This window comes from Streptomyces purpurogeneiscleroticus (assembly GCF_020024005.1).
In the GTDB taxonomy this organism is placed as follows: domain Bacteria; phylum Actinomycetota; class Actinomycetes; order Streptomycetales; family Streptomycetaceae; genus Streptomyces; species Streptomyces purpurogeneiscleroticus.
Window position 1 is genome coordinate 1 of sequence record NZ_NHSG01000175.1, and the last position, 4059, is coordinate 4059.

Genomic DNA, 4059 nt, shown 5'->3' on the forward strand with positions numbered 1-4059 from the left:
CCCCCCTCTCCGTGGCTTTCCTGTGGTGAAAGGGGTGCGCGGAAGCGCGCACCAGGACGCCGCCATCCCCTGCCCGGCCGGTGCCGCGCCCCTGCTCGGGGCGCGCGCCGTCCTGGGCGTTTTTTCTCTCCCGGAAACATAGAGGTTGTTCGCATTGTTTCGCGAGCGTTCAACTCGTCATGCAAGAGGAGTAGCCATGACCGCACGTCGACACCGTGCGCCGGCGCCGGCCCCGTGCCGCGCCGATCGCTCCGGTCCGTCCGTGCTGGAGAGGGGCGTCTGATGGATGCCGCCTCCACCCTGCTGGCGGACGTCTTCACCCACGCCCTCACGGAGGGCCTCAGCCGCGCGGCCGCCCCGCGTGTCCGCCCGGTCGGCGCCGTGCCTGACGACATCGGTGCTGTACCCGACGATGTCGGCGCCCGGCGTCGGGCGCCCCGGCGTGGCCGCCCGGCGCCGGACCCCGTCGACGCCGCTCTGCACCGCTTCGCCGACCTGCTGCGATCCCGCTCCGCCCAACTGCCCGGCGGACAGCCGGACGAGGAAGAGGCCCGGTACCTGCTGGAACTGGCCCGCCATGCGCTGGGCCGGACCGCGAGCCGGACCGCGGGCAGGGTCCCGGGCCGGGGCGCCGCACCGGCCGCCGCTCGGACCCCGAACCACCCCGCCGCACCGTCAGCCGGACCCGGGCCCGGACCCGGCCGCCCGGCGCCGGACCAATTGCTCGCCGCCGCGATGCTGTTGACCGAATGCCTCCTCCAGGAGCTCGGCGCCGGTGCGGCGTTCCCCCTCCTGAGTGCCGTCCGGGAGACCTTCGCCGCCGCCGCGGGCCCGCGCCCGCGGGCCGTCGACGCCTGGCAGGGCCGCCGGACGCTCGCCCGGGACGTCCACGACCGCGTCGCCACCCCGCTGGCCGCCGCCCTTGACCGGCTCGGCGCGGAAGCCGGTACCGTACGCGCCTCCGCGCAGTTGACCGCAGCGCGCGACCTGTTGGCACAGGCAGCCGAGAGCAGCCGCGGCATCGTGGCCGGACTGCACGAGCGCACCCCGGTGCCCCGGCTCCGCGAAGCCCTGGAGGTCCTGCGCGGCCTGCCCGGGGGCCCGGAGGTGCGCTGGCATCAGTCCGGGGACGAGACCACCCTGCCCGAACTCTTCCGGCGCGAGCTGCTGCTCGTCCTGCGGGAGGCGCTGCTCAACGCCCGTACCCACGCCGCGGCGGAGACGGTGACCGTCACCGTACGGACGACCCGCAGATGGGCCCACGCCCAGGTCTGTGACGACGGGCGGGGTTTCGACGTCGCGCACACGCTCTCCGCACGGCCCGCGTACGGCCTGCGGTCCATGTCCGAGCGCATCGAATCGGTGGGCGGGCGGCTGGCCGTGACCAGCCGCGCCGACGACGGCACCCGTGTCGACGTCCACCTGCCCCGTTACCAGGCCGGCTGACCGCCGAAAGAGAAGGGGAAACGATCATGCCACGTATCACCGCCGTCATCGCCAGCGAGAACGCCCTGCTGCGCGACGCCCTCACCGCGCTGCTGCACGCCCAGCCCGGCATCCGCCTCCTCGGCCAGGCCACCGGCGAACACGAGGCCCTGCGCAAGGCCGTCGCACTCCACCCCCAAGTGATCCTCCTGGAGCCCTGGTCGGCGCCGGGCGCCACCGTGCGCACCGTACGTTCCCTGCGCCGTCTGGCGCCCGAGACCGCCGTACTGGCCCTGCCGGGCGGCAGCACGCGGGCCGACCACCACGCCCTGCTCGCCGCCGGTGTGCACGGCTACCTGCCACGGCACGCCGGGCGGGAGGCGCTGCTCGCCGCGCTCGGCGCGCTGTTCCCCGCGGCGGTGCAGGGCACCGGACGCGTACCGTACGCCGCCCTGTCCCGGCGCGAACGGGAGGTGCTCAGCGGTGCGGCGGCCGCCATGACCAACCAGCAGATAGCCCGCGGGCTGGGCATCACCACCGGAACCGTCAAGCGGCACCTGCACACCACCTTCCGCAAGCTGGACGCCGTGTCCCGGCTCGACGCGGTGGCCAAGGCGCTCGCCGCCGGACTGATCAGCGCGCCGGGCCCGGCCCGGCCACTGGAGCCGGACGGCCCGTCAGGTCCGGCCGCGCCACCGGAGCCGTCCGGTGGCGCGGCCGGCCGGCAGTGGGCGGCCCGGGCGGCCTGACCGGCCCTGACCATGCATTTGTCATTCCGCTGACATTCCCCGCGCTTTCTTGAGATCTCTGACCGAACCCTTGAAATGCATGCCTTGTGCGGGGAGCTTGCCGTGCAGAAAGGTGGGTGGCACGACCCGGTGCATTGATGTGGAAACGCTTGCCAGGAAGGCGCGGAGCACCGGTACGAGAATTCCTGTCGAGGGGGAACCGTCGTGCGCAAGGTGCTCATCGCCAACCGTGGCGAAATCGCTGTCCGCGTGGCCCGGGCTTGCCGGGACGCCGGGATCGGGAGCGTAGCGGTCTACGCCGACCCGGACCGGGACGCTCTGCACGTCCGTGCGGCGGATGAGGCATACGCCCTGGGCGGTGACACTCCTGCCACCAGCTACCTGGACATCGCCAAGGTCCTGCAGGCCGCGGCCGATTCGGGCGCGGATGCCATCCACCCCGGCTACGGCTTCCTCTCCGAGAACGCCGAATTCGCCCAGGCGGTGCTGGACGCCGGACTGATCTGGATCGGCCCGCCCCCGCAGGCGATCCGGGACCTGGGCGACAAGGTCGCCGCGAGGCACATCGCCCAGCGCGCCGGCGCCCCGCTGGTGGCCGGCACCAAGGACCCGGTCGCCGGCGCCGCGGAGGTCGTCGCCTTTGCCGAGGAGCACGGCCTGCCGATCGCCATCAAGGCCGCCTTCGGCGGCGGCGGCCGCGGCCTGAAGGTCGCCCGCACCCTGGAGGAGGTCCCCGAGCTCTACGACTCGGCCGTCCGCGAGGCCGTGGCCGCCTTCGGGCGGGGGGAGTGCTTCGTGGAGCGCTATCTGGATCGCCCCCGGCATGTGGAGACCCAGTGCCTGGCGGACAAGCACGGCAATGTGGTGGTGGTCTCCACCCGGGACTGCTCGCTGCAGCGCCGCCACCAAAAGCTGGTCGAGGAAGCCCCGGCGCCGTTCCTGTCCGCGGAGCAGAACGCCGAGCTCTACCGCGCCTCCAAGGCCATCCTGAAGGAGGCCGGTTACGAGGGCGCGGGGACGTGTGAGTTCCTGGTGGGGCAGGACGGCACGATCTCCTTCCTGGAGGTCAACACCCGGCTGCAGGTGGAGCACCCGGTCACCGAGGAGGTCACCGGGCTGGACCTGGTCCGGGAGATGTTCCGCATCGCTGATGGCGAGGAGCTGGGCTACGACGACCCGCCCGTGCGCGGCCACTCCTTCGAATTCCGCATCAACGGCGAGGACCCGGGACGTAACTTCCTGCCCGCCCCCGGCACCGTCACCACCTTCGATGCCCCCGCCGGCCCGGGCGTGCGGCTGGATGCGGGCGTGGAGTCCGGCAGTGTGATCGGCCCGGCCTGGGACTCGCTGCTGGCCAAGCTCATCGTCACCGGCGCGACGCGGCAGCAGGCCCTGGAGCGGGCGCGGCGTGCGCTGACGGAGTTCACGGTCGAGGGGATGGCCACCGCGATTCCGTTCCACCGTGCCGTGGTCGAGGACGAGGCGTTCACCGCGGACCCGTTCGCCGTGCACACCCGCTGGATCGAGACCGAGTTCAAGAACGAGATCGCGCCGTTCGCCGCGCCCGGTGCGGACGAGGCCGAGGCCGATGGCCGGGAGGCCGTGGTCGTCGAGGTCGGTGGCAAGAGGCTGGAGGTCTCGCTCCCCGCCTCGCTGGGCATGTCGCTGGCCCGCACCGGGCTGGCCGCCGGCGCGAAGCCCAAGCGGAAGGCGGCCAAGAAGTCCGGCTCCGCCGCGTCCGGCGACGCGCTCGCCTCCCCGATGCAGGGCACCATCGTGAAGATCGCGGTGGAGGAGGGCCAGGAGGTCAAGGAGGGCGACCTGGTCGTCGTCCTGGAGGCCATGAAGATGGAGCAGCCGCTGAACGCGCACCGCTCCGGCACCG

General features: G+C 73.2%; 3 protein-coding genes. All 3 read left to right on the forward strand.

The genetic code is table 11. The features are described 5' to 3' along the window. Positions 1–282 precede the first annotated feature (282 nt). Entirely contained in the window at positions 283–1446 is a 1164-nt protein-coding gene (locus CCS38_RS10670; protein ID WP_223732981.1) for a sensor histidine kinase, read from the forward strand. A gap of 26 nt (positions 1447–1472) precedes the next feature. Next, complete coding sequence (locus tag CCS38_RS10675; RefSeq protein WP_223732982.1) at positions 1473–2174, forward strand: response regulator transcription factor; 702 nt, start codon at positions 1473–1475, stop codon at positions 2172–2174. A gap of 204 nt (positions 2175–2378) precedes the next feature. Next, on the forward strand, positions 2379–4059 hold a 1681-nt coding region (locus CCS38_RS10680; RefSeq protein ID WP_223732983.1), incomplete at its 3' end, for an acetyl/propionyl/methylcrotonyl-CoA carboxylase subunit alpha.